This is a genomic window from Lysobacter sp. BMK333-48F3 (assembly GCF_019733395.1).
Lineage (GTDB): Bacteria > Pseudomonadota > Gammaproteobacteria > Xanthomonadales > Xanthomonadaceae > Lysobacter.
The window spans coordinates 1,538,073-1,556,878 of record NZ_JAIHOO010000001.1; the positions used below are offsets into that span (position 1 = coordinate 1,538,073).

At 68.8% G+C, this 18,806-nt stretch carries 20 protein-coding genes; 13 read left to right on the forward strand and 7 right to left on the reverse strand.

Annotated features, from left to right (window positions below):
* The first annotated feature begins 39 nt into the window (after positions 1–39).
* The gene (locus K4L06_RS06460) at positions 40–1,383 is read left to right on the forward strand and encodes an amidohydrolase (protein WP_221670621.1); all 1,344 of its coding nucleotides are present in this window, start codon (positions 40–42) and stop codon (positions 1,381–1,383) included.
* Between the two features lie 183 nt (positions 1,384–1,566).
* Here K4L06_RS06460 and K4L06_RS06465 read toward each other — a convergent pair whose 3' ends face one another.
* On the reverse strand, positions 1,567–2,244 hold the full coding sequence (locus K4L06_RS06465; RefSeq protein ID WP_221670622.1) for an IS1595 family transposase: 678 nt from the start codon (positions 2,242–2,244) through the stop codon (positions 1,567–1,569).
* A gap of 266 nt (positions 2,245–2,510) precedes the next feature.
* On the opposite strand from K4L06_RS06465, the gene K4L06_RS06470 reads away from it, so the two are divergent.
* From K4L06_RS06470 to K4L06_RS06485, 4 genes are all read left to right on the forward strand, one after another.
* Positions 2,511–3,839, forward strand: coding sequence for a M20 family metallopeptidase (locus tag K4L06_RS06470; RefSeq protein ID WP_221670623.1), 1,329 nt, complete (start codon positions 2,511–2,513; stop codon positions 3,837–3,839).
* 488 nt (positions 3,840–4,327) lie between these two features.
* Positions 4,328–5,143, forward strand: coding sequence for an NADPH-dependent 7-cyano-7-deazaguanine reductase QueF (queF, locus tag K4L06_RS06475; RefSeq protein WP_221670624.1), 816 nt, complete (start codon positions 4,328–4,330; stop codon positions 5,141–5,143).
* A gap of 261 nt (positions 5,144–5,404) precedes the next feature.
* Complete coding sequence (locus K4L06_RS06480; RefSeq protein ID WP_221670625.1) at positions 5,405–5,707, forward strand: LysM peptidoglycan-binding domain-containing protein; 303 nt, start codon at positions 5,405–5,407, stop codon at positions 5,705–5,707.
* Positions 5,708–5,757: 50 nt separating this feature from the next.
* Entirely contained in the window at positions 5,758–6,252 is a 495-nt protein-coding gene (locus tag K4L06_RS06485; protein ID WP_221670626.1) for a hypothetical protein, read from the forward strand.
* A 100-nt stretch (positions 6,253–6,352) separates the two neighbouring features.
* Here the strand turns inward: K4L06_RS06485 and K4L06_RS06490 are convergent, their stop codons facing one another.
* Entirely contained in the window at positions 6,353–6,751 is a 399-nt protein-coding gene (locus tag K4L06_RS06490) for a YchJ family metal-binding protein (protein WP_221670627.1), read from the reverse strand.
* A 71-nt stretch (positions 6,752–6,822) separates the two neighbouring features.
* On the opposite strand from K4L06_RS06490, the gene K4L06_RS06495 reads away from it, so the two are divergent.
* Positions 6,823–7,530, forward strand: coding sequence for a UPF0149 family protein (locus tag K4L06_RS06495; protein ID WP_255595000.1), 708 nt, complete (start codon positions 6,823–6,825; stop codon positions 7,528–7,530).
* A gap of 417 nt (positions 7,531–7,947) precedes the next feature.
* Here the strand turns inward: K4L06_RS06495 and K4L06_RS06500 are convergent, their stop codons facing one another.
* Positions 7,948–8,625, reverse strand: a complete 678-nt coding sequence (locus K4L06_RS06500; protein ID WP_221670622.1) for an IS1595 family transposase — start codon at positions 8,623–8,625, stop codon at positions 7,948–7,950.
* Positions 8,626–8,838: 213 nt separating this feature from the next.
* On the opposite strand from K4L06_RS06500, the gene K4L06_RS06505 reads away from it, so the two are divergent.
* Entirely contained in the window at positions 8,839–9,201 is a 363-nt protein-coding gene (locus K4L06_RS06505) for a YkgJ family cysteine cluster protein (protein ID WP_221670628.1), read from the forward strand.
* A gap of 84 nt (positions 9,202–9,285) precedes the next feature.
* Here K4L06_RS06505 and K4L06_RS06510 read toward each other — a convergent pair whose 3' ends face one another.
* A complete protein-coding gene (locus K4L06_RS06510) occupies positions 9,286–9,519 on the reverse strand; it encodes a hypothetical protein (protein WP_255595001.1) in 234 nt (77 codons plus the stop codon).
* A 308-nt stretch (positions 9,520–9,827) separates the two neighbouring features.
* On the opposite strand from K4L06_RS06510, the gene icd reads away from it, so the two are divergent.
* The gene (gene icd, locus K4L06_RS06515; RefSeq protein WP_221670629.1) at positions 9,828–11,156 is read left to right on the forward strand and encodes an isocitrate dehydrogenase (NADP(+)); all 1,329 of its coding nucleotides are present in this window, start codon (positions 9,828–9,830) and stop codon (positions 11,154–11,156) included.
* 127 nt (positions 11,157–11,283) lie between these two features.
* The gene (locus K4L06_RS06520) at positions 11,284–11,766 is read left to right on the forward strand and encodes a hypothetical protein (RefSeq protein WP_221670630.1); all 483 of its coding nucleotides are present in this window, start codon (positions 11,284–11,286) and stop codon (positions 11,764–11,766) included.
* Positions 11,767–11,958: 192 nt separating this feature from the next.
* On the opposite strand, the gene K4L06_RS06525 is transcribed toward K4L06_RS06520, so the two are convergent.
* On the reverse strand, positions 11,959–12,984 hold the full coding sequence (locus K4L06_RS06525; RefSeq protein ID WP_221670631.1) for a DUF4344 domain-containing metallopeptidase: 1,026 nt from the start codon (positions 12,982–12,984) through the stop codon (positions 11,959–11,961).
* 244 nt (positions 12,985–13,228) lie between these two features.
* Between K4L06_RS06525 and K4L06_RS06530 the strand changes: the two genes are divergently transcribed.
* Together K4L06_RS06530 and K4L06_RS06535 are read left to right on the forward strand one after the other, a co-directional pair.
* Complete coding sequence (locus K4L06_RS06530; RefSeq protein ID WP_221670632.1) at positions 13,229–13,624, forward strand: hypothetical protein; 396 nt, start codon at positions 13,229–13,231, stop codon at positions 13,622–13,624.
* Complete coding sequence (locus K4L06_RS06535; protein ID WP_221670633.1) at positions 13,621–14,112, forward strand: hypothetical protein; 492 nt, start codon at positions 13,621–13,623, stop codon at positions 14,110–14,112. The genes K4L06_RS06530 and K4L06_RS06535 overlap by 4 nt, the downstream gene beginning before the upstream one ends.
* A 634-nt stretch (positions 14,113–14,746) precedes the next feature.
* Here K4L06_RS06535 and K4L06_RS06540 read toward each other — a convergent pair.
* Positions 14,747–15,208 (reverse strand): hypothetical protein, encoded by a 462-nt coding sequence (locus K4L06_RS06540; RefSeq protein ID WP_221670634.1) that lies wholly within the window; start codon positions 15,206–15,208, stop codon positions 14,747–14,749.
* A gap of 85 nt (positions 15,209–15,293) precedes the next feature.
* On the opposite strand from K4L06_RS06540, the gene aceK reads away from it, so the two are divergent.
* The gene (gene aceK / locus K4L06_RS06545) at positions 15,294–17,030 is read left to right on the forward strand and encodes a bifunctional isocitrate dehydrogenase kinase/phosphatase (RefSeq protein WP_221670635.1); all 1,737 of its coding nucleotides are present in this window, start codon (positions 15,294–15,296) and stop codon (positions 17,028–17,030) included.
* A 394-nt stretch (positions 17,031–17,424) separates the two neighbouring features.
* Here aceK and K4L06_RS06550 read toward each other — a convergent pair whose 3' ends face one another.
* Positions 17,425–17,634: a hypothetical protein gene (locus K4L06_RS06550; protein WP_221670636.1), complete on the reverse strand. Its 210-nt coding sequence runs from the start codon at positions 17,632–17,634 to the stop codon at positions 17,425–17,427.
* 132 nt (positions 17,635–17,766) lie between these two features.
* On the opposite strand from K4L06_RS06550, the gene K4L06_RS06555 reads away from it, so the two are divergent.
* Entirely contained in the window at positions 17,767–18,735 is a 969-nt protein-coding gene (locus tag K4L06_RS06555) for a LysR substrate-binding domain-containing protein (protein WP_221670637.1), read from the forward strand.
* Positions 18,736–18,806 lie beyond the last annotated feature (71 nt).

The following is an 18,806-nucleotide window of genomic DNA, read 5'->3' on the forward strand; positions in this document are numbered from 1 at the left end:
CAGGCTGCGGGTCTCCCCTTCGCTTCGAGACTCACCGCGATGCCCCGACTGCGTCCGCGCGCCCTGGCCGCCGCGCTCTGCGCCCTGACCTGCGCCTCCGCGTTCGCGGCCGAACCGGCCGCCCCAGCACCGGCCGCCCCCGCTCCGGTCGACCCCGCCGCCGTCGCCGCGCAGGCGGCGCAGGTGCGCGAGCAGGTCGTGGCCTGGCGCCGCGATATCCACCAGCACCCCGAACTCGGCCAGCACGAAGTACGCACCGCCAAGCTGATCGCCGAACAACTGCGCAAGCTCGGCCTGCAGCCGCGCACCGGCCTGGCCCACACCGGCGTGGTCGCGGTGCTCAAGGGCGGCCGGCCGGGGCCGCGCATCGCGATCCGCGCCGACATGGACGCGCTGCCGGTGACCGAACCGGCCGGGCTGCCGTTCGCGTCCAAGGTCAGCGCCGACTACCGCGGCCAACCGGTCGGGGTCATGCACGCCTGCGGCCACGACGCCCATGTCGCGATCCTGCTAGGCGTGGCGACCGCGTTGGCGGCGCAGAAGGAGCAGATGCCCGGCGAGGTGATGTTCGTATTCCAGCCGGCCGAGGAAGGCCCGCCGGTCGCGGGCGAGCCGTTCGGCGCCAAGCTGATGCTCGACCAGGGCGTGTTCGCCCGGTTCAAGCCCGATGCGGTGTTCGGCCTGCACGTCTGGGCCGGGCTGAGCGTAGGCGAGATCGGCTACCGCAGCGGGCCGATGCTGGCCAGCGCCGACGAGTGGAGCCTGACCGTGCGCGGCAAGCAGACCCACGGTTCGCGGCCCTGGGACGGGGTCGACCCGATCACCGTCGGCGCGCAGATCCTGCTCGCCAGCCAGAGCCTGATCGCGCGCCAGGTCAACATCGCCGCGACCCCGGTGGTGCTGACCGCCGGCCAGTTCAACAGCGGCGTGCGCTTCAACATCATTCCCGACGAAGCCCGGCTGGTCGGCACCCTGCGCACCTTCGACCCGGCGGTGCGCGAGGACGTGATCGCGCGCCTGCGCCGCACCGCCGAAGACCTGGCCCATGCCGCCGGCGCCAGCGCCGAGCTGCAGGTGGTCAACAACGCGCCGGCGACGATCAACGACGCGGCGCTGACCCGACGCGCGCTGCCCTCGTTGCAGCGTGCCGCCGGCGCCGACCGGGTGCGCGAGTCGGCGCTGGTCACGGTGGCCGAGGACTTCTCTCAGTTCGCCAATACGGTGCCGGGGTTTTATTTCTTCGTCGGCTCGACCGCGCAGGGCATCGACCCGGCCAAGGCGCCGATCAATCACTCGCCGCAGTTCATGCTCGACGAAGGATCGCTGGAGGTCGGCACGCGGGCGATGCTGCAGGTGGCGCTGGATTATCTGCATGGCGGTTGAGCGGCGTAAGCCGCGACCGCGGGACGCGCAGAGAACCCAATAGCGACGCCAGAGACCGAAGCGGCATCGCTCCACTGGGGCAAAAGCAAATCCCCCCTGCCCCCCTTTTTCAAAGGGGGGAACGGCAAAAGGCCCGCGACCCGTTGCCCCCTTTGCAAAGGGTCTTAGGAAGCAAACGGCCCCTCAGAGTGGGTTGGATCGTAGCAACTTGAGGGTCGCCCGGTAGAGGTCTTCGTGGCGGTGATTGAAGCGGAACTCGCACTCCTTCAGGTGCAGGTAGAAGGTGGCCTTGGGCACCCCGTTGAATTTGGCCAGGCGCCGCTTGGCGAAGCTCCAGAAGCTCTCGATGCCGTTGATGTGGTTGTCGCCCTCGGCGAAATGATTGCCGCTGTGGCGAATGCGCCAGTGCTTGGCATAGCCCAGGTCGACCAGGCCGTCGTAGCTGGACAGACAGTCGGAGAGGATTTCGCTCTCCAGGCGAATATGCCCACGAATTAAGGCCTGAAGCGTGGCGGTTTTGCAGTTGGGGACGATCTGGGTGTAGACGTGCTGGCCGCGTTTGAGCATGCCGAAGACGATGGTTTTCTTGCCGGCGCCGCGGCCGCGTTTGCCGCGCACGCGCCACGGTCCGAAGAAGGATTCGTCGACCTCGACCTGGCCGGTGAACGGCGAATGCTGCTCGCATTCGGTGGCGATGGCACGACGCAAGGCAAGGAAGATCGAGTTGACCGATCGCAGGCTCAGGCCGGTCAGTTGCGCGGTGCTGGTCGCGGTCAGGTCCAGGGCCCAGCAGCGCACAAGGGCCCGAAATCGGGCCTCGCTGATTTTCGAACGGCTGTAGTACCTATTTTTCTTATTCATTTCAGGAAGATAGCTGCGTTATGAGGCAGCTTTGCTTCCTAAGACCCTTGCAAAAGGGGGCACGCGCCCGACGCCGGCACGAAGTTAGGCCTCTGTAGCGGCGCGGGGGATTTGCTTTGCGCGCAAACGCGTCGGTTCGCTCCGCCGACACGAGGCCGCCGCATCCGCATCCGATCTTGTGCCCCGATCGCGCACCCACCAAAGTCGCGCTGCCGCAACGGCGGGCTTGGGCTAGGATCGGAGCTTTCCCGCCCGGAGTTGCGTCGATGAAGCGTCCGCTGACCCTCGCACTGAGCTGCGCGCTCGGCTGTTCCGCCCTCGCCGCGCTGTCTCCGGCCGCCGCCGCGGAGCGTGCCGAGGTCACCGCCGCCGCGGCCAAGCTCAAGGCCGACGTGGTGCGCTGGCGGCGCGACTTCCACCAGAACCCGGAACTCTCCAACCGCGAACAGCGCACCGCGGCCAAGGTCGCCGAGCACCTGCGCGCGCTCGGCCTCAAGCCGCGCACCGGCATCGCCCGCCACGGCGTGGTCGCGATCGTCGAGGGCGGCAAGCCCGGGCCGAAGATCGCCCTGCGCGCCGACATGGACGCGCTGCCGGTGACCGAGCAGGTCGACCTGCCGTTCGCGTCCAAGGCCACCGCCAACTTCCGCGGCGAAACCGTCGGCGTCATGCACGCCTGCGGCCACGACGCCCACACCGGCATCCTGCTCGGCGTGGCCGACGCGCTGGTGGCGATGAAGAAGGACCTGCCGGGCCAGGTCATGCTGGTGTTCCAGCCGGCCGAGGAAGGCCCGCCCGCGGACGAGGCCGGCGGCGCGCCGCTGATGCTCGAGGAAGGCCTGTTCAAGGACTTCAAGCCCGAGGCGATGTTCGGCCTGCACGTGTTCTCGACCCTGCAGGCCGGCCAGATCGGCGTGCGCCAGGGCCCGCTGATGGCGGCTTCGGACCGCTTCTCGATCAAGATCAAGGGCCGCCAGACCCACGGCTCGCGCCCCTGGGGCGGGATCGACCCGATCGTGGCCGCGGCCGACGTGATCGGCAGCGCGCAGACCATCGTCAGCCGCCGCACCGACATCGCCAAGCTGCCGGCGGTAGTCAGCTTCGGCGCGATCAAGGGCGGGATCCGCTACAACATCATCCCCGACGAAGTGGAGATGATCGGCACCATCCGCACCTTCGACGAAGGCATGCGCCAGGCGATCTTCAAGGACCTCAAGAACGTCGCCGACCACGTCAGCGCCGCGCACGGCGCGCGCGCCGAGTCCAAGGTGCCGGACCAGGACGGCAACCCGGTGACCTACAACGACCCGGCGCTGACCGCGCGCATGCTGCCCAGCCTGAAGGCCGCGGCCGGCGCGGACAAGGTGGTGGAAATGTCGCTGGTGATGGGCGCGGAGGATTTCTCCTACTACGCCAAGCAGGTGCCGGCGATGTTCTTCTTCGTCGGCTCGACCGAGCCCGGAGTCGACCCGGCGACCGCGCCGAGCAACCACTCGCCGCAGTTCAAGCTAGACGAGAGCTCGCTCGACCTGGGCCTGCGGGCGATGCTGCAGGTGACGCTGGACTATCTGCATGGGCAACCGGCGGCGGGGTGAGCGGCGGCGGGTGTGGGTAGAGCCAGAGCAAATCCCCCCTAGCCCGTCCGGCCAGCAGGCATAGCCTGCTGGCGTTCGATCGTGCGCGAACCTGCGGTTCGCAAGCGCACGCTCTCACCCTTTTTCAAAGGGGGGAACAGCAAAGGCTACAGCTACAACAGTTAGGCGGTTAAGCGGTTAGGCGGCCGCAACGGTCATGGTGGGAAGGACGAGCGCGCTGTGTAGCCCCCTTTGAAAAAGGGGGCGAGCGCCCGGCGCGGGCACGAGGCCTGGAGCGACTGGCGGCGCGGGGGATTTGCTGTCCGGCTTACCGGCAAAAGCCAAGACTGAGGCCCCCCAGCCCGTCCGGCCAGCAGGCATGGCCTGCTGGCGTTCGATCGTGCGCGAACCTGCGATCCGCAAGCGCACGCTCTCATCCTCTACAAAGGGAAGCGGGGCTTTGCGGCGGAGCGGGGCGGGACGAGACCGGCAGCGGCTAAAATATCGCCATGACCACCCATGACCTCCCCCTCGGCCGCCACGTCGACTACCCGCGCGAGTACGACCCCTCGCTGCTGTTCCCGATCGCCCGCTCGCTCGGCCGCGCCCATATCGGCCTGTCGGACCAGGCGCTGCCCTTCGTCGGGATCGACCGCTGGCATGCCTACGAGCTGAGCTGGCTCGACCGCCGCGGCAAGCCGCGGGTCGGCACCGCCACCATCGCGGTGCCGGCGACCTCGCCGCAGCTGATCGAGTCCAAGTCGCTCAAGCTCTATCTCAACTCGTTCAACGCCACCGGCTTCGACAGCGACGACGAGGTGCGGGCGCGCATCGTCGCCGACCTGTCGGCCGCCGCCGGCGCGCCGGTCGAGGTCGCCTTCGGCCTGCCGCCCATCGACGAGGCCGGGCAAGGCGCGGAATCGATCGACGAGCTGGACGTCGCCATCGACGACTACGGCCCGCCCAATGCCGACCACCTGCGCGCCGATCCCAGCCAGCTGGTCGAAGAGACCCTGTGCAGCGCCTTGCTGAAGTCCAACTGCCCGGTCACCGGCCAACCGGACTGGGCCCGGGTCAGCATCGCTTACCGCGGCCCGCGCCTGGACCGGGCGGCGCTGCTGCGTTACCTGATTTCGTTCCGCGACCACGCCGAATTCCACGAGCAGTGCGTGGAACGCATCTACGCTGACCTGTGGCAGCGCGCGCAGCCGCAATGGCTGTCGGTGGAAGCGCGCTACACCCGCCGCGGCGGGCTCGACATCAATCCCTGGCGCGGCAGCCCGGGGCGCGAGCGGCCGACGCCGGGACGCGATCTGCGCCAGTAAGCCGACGGCGGCCGTTCGCGCCGCCACTCGGCGCCGCGCGCGCGACCGCGCCCGGCGCTACGCAGGCGATCGCCCTGTTTTCAATGTGTGGTCTGGTCCGTAGCGGGCCGGACCGTCCGCCTGTGTTCGGCCGATCGCGGCGTACTGAATGCCGGTGATCGGATTATTCAGATTTGTAATGTGAGTTCACGCAGGCGCTATGCCTTTTTAACAATCTTCGTGTCATGTTGCCTGCGCCACTTCGGCAGGAGCCCTCAATCCATGACTACCCCGGACAAGAAAGCCGATTTCTCCGATGTGAACGTCAACGTCGACACCACCGCGGACAAGGTCGAGAAGGCCGACTTCAGCGACGTGTCGGTGAATGTCGACACCACCGCGGAAAAGGTCGGCGAGCAGACCTACACGGTCGAAAAGGGCGACACGCTCTCGCACATCGCCAAGCAGTTCTACGGCAAGGCGAGCAAGTGGAACGCGATCTTCGAGGCCAATCGCGACCAGCTCGACGATCCGGACAAGATCCAGCCCGGTCAGATCCTCAAGATTCCGACCATCAACGACTGACGTCGACGGCGTTCCACCTCATCACCCGGCCTTTCCCAGGAGATCCACCCATGCTGATCCGCAATCGCACGCATTACGCCGTCGCCGCCGCCCTGGTCGCCGCTCTGGCGCTGGCGGGCTGCAAGAAGAAGGAAGAACCGGCCCCGACCCCGCCCCCGGCCGCCGAAACTCCGGCCCCGGCGCCCGAACCCGCTCCGGCTGCGACCCCGGCTCCGGCCGCGCTGAGCGTCACCTCGGTCACCCTGGGCACCGCCGCCGGTGCGGACAAGAAGATCGCCGCGCCGACCACCACCTTCAAGCCGACCGACACCATCATCGCCTCGGTCGCCACCGACGGCGCCGCGACCAATGCCAATCTGACCGCCAAGCTGAGCTTCCAGGACGGCCAGGTGGCCGGTGAGGAAACCCAGACCCTCAACACCGCCGGCGCCGAAACCAGCAACTTCATCTTCACCAAGAAGTCGCCGTGGCCGGCCGGCAAGTACAAGGTCGAGATCAGCGCCAACGGCGCGGTCGCCAACACCGCCGAACTCGAAGTGAAGTAACCCTCTCTCTCCGCCTCTATGGGCGGGCAAGCCCGGGCGCGGCTCACTGCCGCGCCCTTTTTTTATCTGCCGTGCCGGCCGGCGCGACGGCGGCGACCGCTCAACCGCGCGGGAAGGTCCCGTCCAGGTAGCGCCAACCGCCGTCGACGCGCTGGAAGCGGCTGATTTCGTGCAGCCGCACCGCCGAACCGCCGCCGACCCGGTAGCGGGCGACGAACTCGACCGTGGCCGCGTCCGCGCCGTCCGGCTGGTGGCGCTTCACCTCCAGCCCCAGCCAGCGCACGGCCGGGTCGAACTCCAGCTCGTCCGGGCAGGTCGCCGGGTGCCAGCTGGCCCGCAGGTATTCCAGATCGCCCAGCACGTAGGCGCTGTAGCGCGAGCGCATCAAGGCCTCGGCGCTGTCGGCCGGGGCGCCCCGGTGGAGGCGGCCGCAGCAGTCGGCGTAGCGGCGGGCGGGGTCGCAGGGGCAGGCGGCGGGCGCGGCGATTGGGGCGGTCATGGCGCCATTTTCAGCGCGAACACGCCGCAGCGACTACCATGCGCGTCCCCTCTCGTCCGCAGAACCCGATCATGAAAGCGCCCGCCTACCTCGACGACGGCCAGATCGAACGCCTGGCCGACCTGCTCGATCAGCGCGCCGTGCCCTACAAGGGCTTCAACCTGGAGGCCCTGGACGGGTTCGTCTCGGCCCTGGTGGTCGGCCCCGAGCAGCCCCCGGCGACCGAATGGCAGCCGCCGGTATGGGGCGGCAAGGAGCCGCGCTGGAACGACGAGGCCGAGGCGGCCGAGGTCGGCGCCCTGCTGCAGGGCCACTGGAACATGGTCAGCGCCCGCGTGCGCCACGGCGACGACGACCTGCCCGACCACCTGGCGCCGCTGCTGTGGCTGCCCGAGGAACCCGACACCGAACAGCCGGACGAACTCGACGTCGGCCGCGACTGGGCGTTCGGCTTCTTCCGTGGGGTCGAGCTGCGCGAAGCCGGCTGGGACCGCTGGCTGGACGAGAACGACTGGATCGACGAGATCTTCGGCCTGCTCGACCGCCTCGCCAGCGGCGAGGTGCTGGGCGAAGACCCGACCGCGCCGGCGACCCCGATCAGCTACCGCGAGCGGCTGGAGATCGTCGCCGGCCTGCCGGGCATGCTGGCCGACCTGCACCACCACCGCATCGACGCGCTGACCCCGCGCGAACCGCTGCGCCGCGCCGACACCCCGGACCGCAACGATCCCTGCCCCTGCGGCAGCGGCAAGAAGTACAAGAAGTGCTGCGGGGCCTGAGGCCCGCGATCCGGCGCCGTTCTTCTGCTCCCCGCCTCACCCCCTTCTCTGCTGCTTCTTTTGGACGTGGCTGTTCCCCCCTTTGAAAAAGGGTGAGAGCGTGCGCTTGCGAACCGCAGGTTCGCGCACGATCGAACGCCAGCCGGCTATGCCGGCTGGCCGGACGGGTAGGGGGACTTGCTCTTGCCCCATCGCACCGAAAAGCAAATCCCCCGCGCCGCCGGCCGCGTCGGACTTCGCACCCGCGCCGGGCGCTCGCCCCCTTTTTCAAAGGGGGCCGCCGTTCGCGCGCCGTCTTGGGTTGGGCACCGGCGTAGCGATCGATCCGATTCGGTCGCCGCCGCAGGCCGTCGTCTCGCATAGTCCTTGCTTGCTGTCCCCCCCCTTTGAAAAGGGTCTTAGGAAGCAAACGGCCCCTCAGAGTGGGTTGGATCGTAGCAACTTGAGGGTCGCCCGGTAGAGGTCTTCGTGGCGGTGATTGAAGCGGAACTCGCACTCCTTCAGGTGCAGGTAGAAGGTGGCCTTGGGCACCCCGTTGAATTTGGCCAGGCGCCGCTTGGCGAAGCTCCAGAAGCTCTCGATGCCGTTGATGTGGTTGTCGCCCTCGGCGAAATGATTGCCGCTGTGGCGAATGCGCCAGTGCTTGGCATAGCCCAGGTCGACCAGGCCGTCGTAGCTGGACAGACAGTCGGAGAGGATTTCGCTCTCCAGGCGAATATGCCCACGAATTAAGGCCTGAAGCGTGGCGGTTTTGCAGTTGGGGACGATCTGGGTGTAGACGTGCTGGCCGCGTTTGAGCATGCCGAAGACGATGGTTTTCTTGCCGGCGCCGCGGCCGCGTTTGCCGCGCACGCGCCACGGTCCGAAGAAGGATTCGTCGACCTCGACCTGGCCGGTGAACGGCGAATGCTGCTCGCATTCGGTGGCGATGGCACGACGCAAGGCAAGGAAGATCGAGTTGACCGATCGCAGGCTCAGGCCGGTCAGTTGCGCGGTGCTGGTCGCGGTCAGGTCCAGGGCCCAGCAGCGCACAAGGGCCCGAAATCGGGCCTCGCTGATTTTCGAACGGCTGTAGTACCTATTTTTCTTATTCATTTCAGGAAGATAGCTGCGTTATGAGGCAGCTTTGCTTCCTAAGACCCTTGAAAAAGGGTGAGGGCGTGCGCCTGCGAACCGCAGGTTCGCGCACGACCGAACGCCGACAGGCTATGCCTGCTGGCCGGACGGATAGGGGGGATTCGCTCCCGCTCTTTTTCGCTCCGCGGCCTTGCCCGACAATACCGTTCCCTTCCGGTCGCCCCTCGGCGTATGTCCACCCATCCGTGCCTGAGCTGCGGCGCCTGCTGCGCTCACTTCCGCGTCGCCTTCCATTGGAGCGAAACCGACGCGCATGCGGACGGGATCACCCCGAGCGCGCTGACCGAAACGCTGGATCCGCATCGCGTGGTCATGCGCGGCACTTACGGCGGCCCGAACGTGCGCTGCCTGCAACTGCGCGGCGAGGTCGGCCGCGATGCGCATTGCGGCATCTACGCGCTGCGGCCCTCGCCCTGCCACGAGCTACAGCCGGCCTGGGAGCAGGGCGCGGCCAGCCCGCAATGCGACAAGGCGCGGATCGCCCACGGCCTGGCGCCGCTGACGCCGGCGGATTGGCCGCCCGCCGCGGCCTGAGCAGCGCGCCGCCGCGCCGCCGCGGCGTTCGCCCGCCTCGCCCGGCGCGTGCGGATTCGTCCGCGATCGCTCGGCGCGGGTCGCTCAGTGGGTAATGCGCCGCAGCAGCTGCAGCTCGTCGGCGTCGAGGTAATGGATCAGGCCGCCGAAGTCGGTGTCGACCATGATGCCTTCGCCCAGATACAGCCACTGCTCGTAGCCGTCCAGATAGCGGCCGGTATCGATGCACGCCACCACCGTGCCGCGGTAGCGGTCGGCGATGCGGACCCGGTCGCCGGGGTGGATGCGCTGGCCATCGGGATAGAGCATGAGCTGCATGTCGGCAGACCTCCTGTCGCTGTCCGCCCGCGGCGCTGGGGCCGGCGGCGACGGTGCGGCCCAGAGTATCCATCAAAGCGACGGCCGCGGAGCCGGGATCCGGCGCCCGGCGCGAGCCGCCCGATCAACGGCAGCGGCTTGCACGCAACGGGGCGTTCCGCGACGCGGCCGGCTCGCGCACAGCCGCGCGCTTTGCCTCGTCCGGCCCGAACCGCGACAATGGCCGGCCGGGTCGGCTCGCCACCGCGACCCGCAGGCACCCTGCACCGTCCATGCGCACGCGCACGGCGGCCCCACTGGAGATCGTAATGACCGAGTTCGTAGCGACGCCGCCTGCAGGCGGCGCCAAGATCACCAAGACCCCGACCGGCCTCAACGTGCCGGATCGCCCGATCATCCCGTTCATCGAAGGCGACGGCACCGGCCCGGACATCTGGCGCGCCTCCGTGCGCGTGCTCGATGCGGCGGTCGCCAAAGCTTACGGCGGCCAGAAGAAGATCGAGTGGATGGAGGTCTATGCCGGCGAGAAGGCCAACAACACTTACGGCACCTGGCTGCCCGACGGCACCGTGCAGGCCTGCCGCGACTACCTGGTCAGCATCAAGGGCCCGCTGACCACGCCGGTCGGCGGCGGCATCCGCTCGCTCAACGTGGCGCTGCGCCAGATGCTCGACCTGTACGTCTGCCTGCGCCCGGTGCGCTGGTTCGAAGGCGTGCCCTCGCCGGTGAAGAAGCCCGGCGACGTCGACATGGTGATCTTCCGCGAGAACACCGAGGACATCTACGCCGGCATCGAATGGGCCGGCGGCAGCGCCGACGCGCAGAAGGTGCTCGACTTCCTGAGCAAGGAATTCCCGCAGGCGGCCGACAAGATCCGTTTCGGCACCGCCGAGAAGAACGCGGCGTGGCTGAAGGAACTGCAGGCCATCGGCGCCCCGGCGCGCGAGCTGCCGGTCGAAGTCGGCATCGGCATCAAGCCGGTCAGCCGCCTGGGCACCGAGCGCCTGGTGCACAGCGCCATCGCCTACGCGATCGAGAACAAGCGCAAGTCGGTGACCCTGGTCCACAAGGGCAACATCATGAAGTTCACCGAAGGCGGCTTCCGTGACTGGGGCTACCAGGTGGCGCGCGACTTCTTCGGCGCGGTCGAACTCGACGGCGGCCCCTGGCACGTGATTCCGGAAGGCAAGCCGGGTGCGGGCCTGGTCATCAAGGACGCGATCGCCGACGCCTTCCTGCAGCAGATCCTGCTGCGTCCGCGCGAGTACGACGTCTCGGCGACCCTGAACCTCAACGGCGACTATCTGTCCGACGCGCTCGCCGCGCAGGTCGGCGGCATCGGCATCGCGCCGGGCGCGAACATCAACTACGTGACCGGCCACGCCGTGTTCGAAGCGACCCACGGCACCGCGCCGAAGTACGCCGACCTGGACAAGGTCAACCCGGGCTCGGTGATCCTGTCGGGCGAAATGATGCTGCGCTACCTGGGCTGGACCGAAGCGGCCGACGCGATCATCGCCGCGATGGACAAGGCCATCGGCAGCAAGCGCGTGACCTACGATTTCGCCCGCCTGATGGACGGCGCGACCGAGGTCAAGTGCTCGGAGTTCGCCGACGAGATCATCAAGCATCTCTGAGGCGCGCGACGCGCATCGCGACACCGGCACGGGGCGCTTCGGCGCCCCGTGTTTTTTTTGCGGCCCTGACTGCCGTTACCATGCCCAAGGCCGGCGCATCCGCCGGCGCGAAGGCGAAGGACGGCCGATGAGCGAAGCATTCCACCGCGTTGCGGACCGGCGCGTCCGCTGGGCGGCGACGGCATGGCGGCAGGCGACGCTGGCCGCCGCGTCGGCGCTGCTGGCCGCGGGCTGCGCGCACGCCCCGCCGGCCTCGTCCCAGGCCGGCGCGATCGAGGTGCTGCAGGTCGAGGCGGCCGTCTTCCACGACCCCGCCGGGCGCGACGCCGCGCTGCAACCGGCCTGCCGCGACTGGCGCCTGAGCAAACGCCAGGTGGCCGCGTTCTTCGCCGCCGGCCACGCGCTGCGCGAGGGCGAGTACCACGACTTCTATTGGCTGCCGTGCACGATCGGCGGCCGCCTGCGCGCCGACGGCCGCGAGTGGACGTTCTCGATCAACGCCGCCGCCACCGCGGTCTGGCGCGACGGCGACGCGGTGCGCGAATGGGGCTGCGACGCGCTGGCCTGCGAGCCGCTGGTCCTGCTGATGCCCGACGGCCACGGTCCCTGAGCCGCCGCCAGCTCCTGTAGGAGCGGCGTGAGCCGCGACAACCGAAGCGGCGAACAACGCGGCATTTCCGAAGCCCGGTCGCTCAAGGCGCGCAGGTCAGGGCTTCGGTTGCCTCGCTCGCGTACATCGCTTCGGTTGTCGCGGCTCACGCCGCTCCTACACAAGCGGCGCGAGGCTAGCGCCCGGTCGCGCTCAGCGCATGTACGGCGCCTGGCTGTTCTCGACCTGCTTCTGCTGGATCTCGGCGATCTTGGCCGCTTCTTCCTCGCGGGTCAGCCGGTGCTTGGGCGCGATGTTCGGCTCGATCAGGCGCATCCAGCTGCGGGTGATCTGCTTGCTCTCCTCTTCGCAACGCAGCGCGCGCGCTTCCGGCAGGCGGCCGCTGGTGACGATGCGCAGGTACTTGCCGGGGTTGTTGCCGTAGATCATGCACTGCAGGTTGAAGAAGCGCTGCGCGCCGACCGAATGCTCGTCGGCGTAGGTCGCCATGTCGTGGTTGCCGTCGTCGGTCATCAGGAAGAAGTTCGACGCCAGCTGCAGCTTCTGGGCGATGTCGCCCTGCGACTCGTCGGCGCTGACCAGCGACAGCATCAGGGTGGTAGCGAGCTGGTCGACCGCGTCTTCCTCGCGCCCGGTCGAGGGCAGGTCGAGCATGTCGACCAGGGCGTGGCCGGTCTCGTGCAGCATCAGGAAGCGCAGGTTCGCCATCAGGTACTCGAGCTGATCGCGGGTGCCGCCGCCGCTGGCCTGGGCCATCGCCCCGCCCTGGCGCACCAGCAGCTCGAGCATCTCGTAGCACAGCACGATGTCGCCCTTGTCCTTGGCGTAGAAGGCGTTGGTCGTGCCGCATTCGGCGGCGATGAAGTTGATCGGCCGCGGCAGGGTCAGCCAGCCGTCGAGCTGTTTGATCTCCGGCAGTTGCTTGAGCACGTCGATCTCGCGCGCCATGTTGTACATGGCCAGCAACTCGGGGTTGCGCGGCGAGATGTACTGGTAGGTGAAGTGGGTGCCGTCGGCCTTCTCCGCCGCCGGTACTTCGGCCGCGGTCGGCGCCAGTTCGGTCTCGGTCTTGACCGGTTCCGGCGGCTTGACCGGTGCGGGCGCGACAGCCGCCGCAGGCACGGCGACCTGACGCTTCTGCCATTCGGTGTAGCCCCAAATCGAGCAGACCGCGACCAGGGCCGTCGCCAGAATGCCGATGATGATTTTCTGTACCATGTCTGTGGCTCTTGTCTGCTGCGTTGCGGGACACGACGATCCCGGTTCCGAGCGCACAAGACGCGGTCGACGACTGGATTCCCCCGACCGGAAGGCCGGCCGTTCCAATCGGCGCCAGCAGCGTCCATGCACCGTCGGGCGGATGGTACTCCGTTCGTTCCGAGGATGGCATCGAATTTCTGACAGTTGCGCGGCAACCCCGAGGCCGTCCGCGCCGGCCGCCGAACGTCCTGGACCGGATGCCATGACCGCCGACCCCACCGATCCCTACGCCGCGGCGTTCGCCGCCGACGGCCCCTACGCCGGGCTGGATCCGCTCGCCTTCGCCCCCGAATTACGCCGCAGCCTGGTCGAGGCGGCCGAGGATTTCCAGCGCGCGCAGGCCGGCCGCGCGCCGCGCCACGCGGTGTTGGAGGCGGACGCGCCGATGCTCAGCGACGGCGGCAGCCTGGCCTACGTCGGCCGCGGCTATCGCTTGTTCGTGCTCAAGCGCCTGACCCGGCTCGGCGGGGTCGACGGCCTGGTCTATGGACCGGAACTGCGTTTCGACGAGGCGATCGCGGCGCAGGCGCCGGCGTTGAGCGCCACCCGCTTCTACACCCGCGAGGCCTTGCGCGCGCTGTTGCGGGATCGGGCATGAGCCGCTTGTTGCTGCGTTGCCTGTGGTACCTGGCCGCCAGCGTCGTGGTCCCGGCGGGCGCGCTGTGGCCGGACGTGGTCGACGAGTTCGACGCGGCCTGGGTGCGGATCCTGACCCCGTCGGTATTTCTCGGCGAACTGGCCCTGCTGAGCCTGGTGTTGATGGTGGCGACCCTGCTGCCGGGGTCGCTGTTGCTGGGTTGGCGCCAGCGCCGGCGCGGGCCGCGCGGCTACGATCGCTGGCTGGCGGCCGCGATATCGGCCGCGTCGCTGTTGCTGGCGCTGCACGCCAATCTCACCGACTACGCCCGCTTCTACGGCAACACCTGGGGGCTGTGGGAGCCGACCTTCGGCTTCTTCCTGCCGCAGTGGCCGTGGATCGCGGCTTGCGTGGCGGTGGCGGTGGCGTTGGAGCTACGCGGCGGGGCCGCGAAGCCGGCGGCGGCCGATGCAGGCATCGACGCCCTCCACCGAGCGCCGGAGCGATGACCCACCCTGCGCAGGGGTAGGAGCGGCGCGAGCCGCGACTGCCATCCTTCAATCTCGCCGCGTCTTTGTCCCACGCCTTTGTAGGAGCGGCGTCCCACAGGGATTTCCTTCGGTCATAAGCCGCGACCAAGGGACGTGCAGAAAATCCAAGGCCGAGGTCAGCGATCGAAACTCGAAACCATCGCCCCAATCTCGCCACGTCTTTGTCCTGCGCCCCCTGTAGGAGCGGCGCAAGCCGCGACCGCGCTCTTGCGGTCTCGCGGCGTCTGTCGTTCGAAGGCTTCTAAAGCTTCAAAGCTCAAAGCAAAGCTTCCGTCCGCAAGCGGCCGGGTCACTTTCTTTGTCCAAGGCGACAAAGAAAGTAACCAAAGAAAACGCCATGGCTGTTTCGAATCAAGAGCCACTATGGGACGAGGTTTGCGCAGGGCTGCTCCGCACAGGCCATCCCTGGCCTGGCTGCGCACGGCCCGCATCCCTGCGGGCCGCCCTTCGGGGCTTCAGGGCGTTCTCGCGAGATCGAAACCGCGCCAAGCTTTTCACAGCAACGGCAACGGCAACCACAACAGCAACAGCAACAGCAATCGTCACAGGCTCTTCTGCTGCCCGGCTAATGCTGCCCGGCTAACGCAGATCCTCAGCAGTCGTCGTTCTCGTAGTGCACTTTTTCCAGCGTGTCTTCGATCTCCTCGCGCTTCTTGGCCGAGGTCGGCGCCTGATCGAACCGCGCCGGCAGCAGGCGCTCGCCGTCGGGGCTGATCCACTTGCCTTTCAGCACCGAGCCGTCGCGCACCAACATCAGCGCGCCGCTGACCCCGGCCGCGAGGCCGGATTCGACCATGGCCAAGTGCCCGCGGTCGTCGTTGCTGACCCGCAGCTCCAGCCATTGCGACACGCCGTCGTAACGATAAGCGGCGGTGATCAGGCGCGCCGTGCCGCCGCAGGGGGCCGGCTCGTCCTTGAGGTACATCGTCACCGCGCGTTCGCCGACCCGGCCGGTGTACTGCAGCACCGAGGTCTGGTCGCCGGCGCTGGCGGCGCGCGGCAACAGGGTCGCGGCCAACAAGGCGGCGGTGGGCATCCATGTCCTGAACGTCATGCGGTCACCTGAAAGTTTCATCGGAAAGGAATTACGGCGGCGGCGAGCATGCCACAGCCGACGCGCCGTCGTCTTACACTGCGGCATGGCCTCCTCCGTACGCGCCGCCCACGCCGCCGAAGCCGCTGCCGTCGCTGGCCAGATCCGCGACGCCTTCGCCGATTACCATGCCCGCTTCGCCGCGATCACCCGCCGTGCCAAAGGCCGGTTCGAGCGCAGCGACTGGAGCGGCGCGCGCGACGACGCGGTCGAGCGCATCGAGCTGTACGACCGCTGCATCGCCGAAGCCAGCGACGCACTGGAGGCGCGGCTGGGCGAACGCGATCGCGACCGGGCGCTGTGGTCTGCGGTGCACGCCGCCTACGCCGAGGCGGTCGCGCCGTTGCTGGACGGCGAGCTGTACAAGACCTTCTTCAACACCCTGACCCGGCGCTTCTTCAAGACCCGCGGCGTCGACGCGGCGATCGAGTTCGTCGCCCTCGACATCGAGCCGACCGACGCCATCACCCATCCGGTCGCGCGTCACAGCTACGCGGTGTCGGAGGAGCGGCTGGTCGACACCTTCGTGCGCGTGCTCGGCGACTATCCCTTCGCGGTGCCCTACGCGCACCGCACCCGCTGCGCGGCCGGGATCGCGGTGCGGCTGCAGGAAGACCTGCAGCACTGGGGCCCGCACCCGGTGCGCGCGGTCGAGCTGCTGGACACGGTGTTCTACCGCGAGCGCCGCGCCTACCTGGTCGGGCGGGTGTTCGGCGAGCGCGCGTTCTCGCCCTGCGTGATCGCCCTGGTCAACGACGGCGGCGCGCTGCGGGTCGACGCGGTGCTGACCCTGCGCAGCGAAGTGGTGCAGTTGTTCAGCTATTCGCGCAGCTATTTCCATGCCGACCTGGCCACGGTCGGCGATGCGGTGGTGTTCCTGCGCACCCTGCTGCCGGGTAAACCCATCGACGAGCTGTACACCGTGCTCGGCCGGGCCAAGCAGGGCAAGACCGAGCGCTACCGCACCTTCTTCCGCCAGTTCGCCGCCCAGCCTGGCGAGCGCCTGATCCGCGCCGAGGGCGAGCGCGGCATGGTCATGGCGGTGTTCACCCTGCCCAGCTATCCGCTGGTGTTCAAACTGATCCGCGACCGCTTCGCTTACCCGAAGGAGGTCGCGCGCGAGGACGTCGAGGCCAAGTACGCGCTGGTGTTCAAGCACGACCGCGTCGGCCGCCTGGTCGACGCGCAGCCGTTCCGGTTCCTGCGCTTCCCGCGCGCGCGCTTCGCGCCCGACCTGCTCGACGAGCTGCTGAGCACCTGCGCCAGCGGCATCAGCCTGGACGGCGACGACCTGGTCGTGCACCTGTGCTACGTCGAACGCCGGCTGCGCCCGCTCAATCTGTACGTGCGCGAGCAGACTCCGGAGGCCGCGCGCGCGGCGGTGATCGACTACGGCCAGGCGATCCGCGACCTGGCGCTGAGCAACATCTTCCCCGGCGACCTGCTGTTGAAGAACTTCGGCGTCTCGCGCCACGGCCGCGCGGTGTTCTACGACTACGACGAACTGTGCCTGGTCACCGACTGCCGCTTCCGCCACGTACCGCAGCCGCGCAACCACGAAGAGGAAATGGAGGCCGGGGCCTGGTTCTACGCCGCCGGGCAGGACGTGTTCCCGGCCCAGTTCCCGCGTTTCCTGGGCCTGTCGCCGCCGTTGCTGGGCGCGCTGATGCACGCGCACGCGGACATTTTCCGGGTCGAGTGGTGGCAGCAGGTGCAGGAGGGGCTGGTGCACGGCCGGATCAACGACATCGCGCCGTATCCGTCGGAGCGGCGGTTGCCTTAGCGGCGGTCGGGATGCTGCGCGGGCGTCGGCGGGAACAGCAAATCCCCCGCGCTGCCGGCCGCCGCCCGACTTCGTGCCCGCGCCGGGCGCTGGCCCCCTTTGTCAAAGGGGGCAATCCAACGCGCTCGGCCGAACGAGAAATCCACCGCCGAAGAACGACGATGACCGCTGCGACGGCGACGGCGACGGCGACGGCAATGACAATGACGGTGACGGTGACGGTGACGGGAGCACTACGTCACCGCTTTTGCTGTTCCCCCCTTTGAAAAAGGATGAGAGCGTGCGCTTGCGAACCGCAGGTTCGCGCACGATCGAACGCCAGCAGGCTATGCCCGCTGGCCGGACGGGAGGGGGGGATTTGCTCTTGCTCTAGCTCTTCTCCGTCCAACCAGCCTCAAGCGCACCCATGCGCATCGCCGCAGCCGTCGGCGCGCTGCGCGCTTTCCGGGGTGCGGGCGAAAGCGGACCACCAGCGCGGCGCGGCGGCGGCCTTGGCCGCGACCTGCGGCGCCGGGGCCGGCGCGGCGGCGACGGCCTCGTCGTCGGCATCGCGCGGGTCGACGAAGTGGCCGTGCAGGAACATCAGGTTCTTGTAGACATTCATGGTCGGACTCCCGGTCCAGGGCCGTCGCGACACCCCGTCGCGCACTGGCCAATTGAGTGATTCGCAAGGTACGCTCGCCCCGTACGGCGAAAAAGCGCGCCGTTTGCAAGCCAGACTTGAAGGGTGCTCAAGATGAACCGCCCCCCGCTGCACGCCCTGCTGGGCTTCGCCACCGCCGCCCGGCTGGGCAATCTGACCCGTGCGGCCGAGACCATGAACCTCACGGTCAGCGCGCTCAGCCACCAGATCCGCACCCTCGAAGACCGGCTCGGCCGGCGCCTGTTCGAACGCGGCCCGCGCGGGGTGCGGCTGACCCCGGACGGCGACCGGCTGCTGTCGGTGGTGGCGCCGCACCTGGACGCGCTCGACCACGCCCTGCGCCCCTACAGCCCGCGCCGCAACGACGTGCTGACCCTGAGCCTGATGGCCTCGATGGCCTCGTCCTGGCTGGTGCCGCGGCTGGGCGGCTTCGTCGCCCGCCATCCGCAGCTGGAACTGAACCTGTTCTCGACCTCGGCCCTGGTCGACTTCGACCGCGAGCCCGGCATCGACGCGGCCATGCGCGGCGGCTACGGGCGCTGGCCGGGGCTGGTGATCGAGCATCTGTTCGACGAGACCCTGGTGCCGGTGGCCAGCCCGGCCCTGGTCGAACGCATGGGCGGCCTGCCGGCGCAGGAGGACCTGCACCGCTGGCCCCTGCTCGGCGATCTGTCGACCTATTGGCAGGACTGGTTCGACCGCTACGGCGGCAAGCGGCCGAACCGCTTCGTCGCCCACTTCGACGACTCCGAGACCATGCACCGCGCCGCGGTCGAAGGCCTGGGCGTGGCCCTGGGCCGGTTGGCGCGCACCCGCCTGCTGATCCAGAACGGCCAGCTGATCCCGCTCAGCCAGGGCCGGCTCAAGATCGATTGGGGCCATTACCTGGTGTATCCGGAGCGCTCGGTCGACCACGCCGGCCTGGAAGCCTTCCGCAGCTGGCTGCACGAACAGGCGCGCGACTACGTCGCGGCGATGGACTCGGACCTGGCCCAGCGCGGCGCGGCGCCCCCTGCCGCGCTCGCCGCGGCACCGGCGAAAGCCGCACGCAAGCGCCGTTGAGCGCGGCGCGCGCCGGCGCGTTTGCGGCACTGCGGTACCCGGTGTCGGAAGGCTTGCGGTAGGCTGGCGCC